Source organism: Proteus mirabilis ATCC 29906 (assembly GCF_000160755.1).
GTDB lineage: Bacteria > Pseudomonadota > Gammaproteobacteria > Enterobacterales > Enterobacteriaceae > Proteus > Proteus mirabilis.
Map to the genome: position 1 here is coordinate 322,440 of NZ_GG668577.1, position 1,577 is coordinate 324,016.

Annotated in this window: 2 protein-coding genes; both read left to right on the forward strand. The window is 40.5% G+C overall.

What is annotated here, in order from left to right; genetic code table 11:
• On the forward strand, positions 1 to 668 hold a 668-nt coding region (locus tag HMPREF0693_RS07975), incomplete at its 5' end, for a helix-turn-helix domain-containing protein (protein ID WP_004244719.1).
• A partial coding sequence (locus tag HMPREF0693_RS07980; protein ID WP_004244721.1) for a replicative DNA helicase occupies positions 668 to 1,577 on the forward strand: 910 nt, incomplete at its 3' end. The genes HMPREF0693_RS07975 and HMPREF0693_RS07980, both read left to right, overlap by 1 nt.

A 1,577-nucleotide genomic window follows, 5' to 3' on the forward strand; every position in this document is an offset into this window, starting at 1 on the left:
CCGATAATGCCAATGATAAAGGTGAGTGTTTTCCTTCTTATGAAACTATTGCGCGTCATTGCGAAATTAGCCGTCAAAGTGCGATAAACCACATTAAAAGTTTATGTAAAAAAGGGTTTGTTCGTAAAGTTACGCGAAAAACAGATAAGGGGCATACTTCCAATTTATATATTCTGGATTTGGAGGCTAAATCTCTTGATGAGGGTAGTCAAAATTCTGTACCAGAAGTAGTCAAAGAATTTGACCACGGTAGTCAAACGGTTGGACTAGGGGGTAGTCAAAAATTTTTACCCAGAACCAGTCAGTCTTTTAACCAGTCAATTAACCTTAAAAAACTATCGTCTGACGACTCGAAACCTGCAAAGCAGATTTCGGTTAATCGACAAACTAACATTCCTTATCAGGAAATCATGCAAGCCTTCAACGAATCGGCAGGGGATAGATTACCCAATGCCGAATCGCTGAATGACAAACGCAAACGAGCAATATCCAAATTCCTGAAAGAGCTCAAAGAACCCACAGTCGAATCAGCTAAAAATTATTTTGATTATTTTATGGAAACGGCGAGTGCTTGGTACTTCGGAGAAAATAATCGGGGTTGGCGAGCGAATTTTGATTATTTACTCAGACCTGAAACGGTACTCAAAACAAGGGAGGGAGCACTGTGATGAACCAAGTTCCGAATAATTTGATGGCGGAACAAAATGTGATTGGAGGACTCTTGCTAGACCCGCAAAGTGATAATGCGCAATCAATTTTCTCACAGCTAAAACCTGAAGATTTTTATGCCCGACACCATCAAATTATTTATCTTACTCTGCGAGAAATGTATACCCAACGTATGCCAATAGACATCATGACGGTGACGGATTTTCTGGCGTCAAAAGGGCGAATTAATCAATCAGGTGGTTTTGCCTATCTTGCTGAGATGGCAAGAGAAACACCGAGTATTGCTAACATTATGGCTTATGCGAAAAAAATCCGAGAGTGTTCCGCACAGCGTTTTGTTATCGAAAAGACGGTTGAAATTCAAAAGCTCATGATGACGCCAAGTGAGTTAAGTTTTGTAGGTAAAATTGAACAGGCACAACGCTTGCTTGATGAAGCTACGTCGTTTGGAAAAATGGGGAAAAAAACAGGGTTACGCCGAATTGATGATGTGTTGGATGATGTTTTTACCGATATTTGTGACCGACAAGATAACCCAGAGAAACATCGAGGATTAAAAACGGGATTTAAAGATTTTGACCACCTATTAAGCCCAAAACAGATTGTCATCGGTTCACTGTTCGTGATTGGTGCTCGTCCAAAAATGGGAAAAACAACCGTTCTCACTGAAATGGCAAAGAATGTTTCACAACAAGGTAAGCCTGTATTGCTGTTCAGCATGGAAATGACAGATAAACAGCTTGTTGAACGGACACTAGCCCAACAAACCCAGATTAATTCAGATAAATTTTACCAAAAGTTAGAAGAGCATGAATGGGATAGGCTTTGCAGTGCCATCGGTCGCCTTAAAGATGAGCCCAATATTTGGGTGGATGATACACCAGGCATGTCCTTACAGCATATTCGCT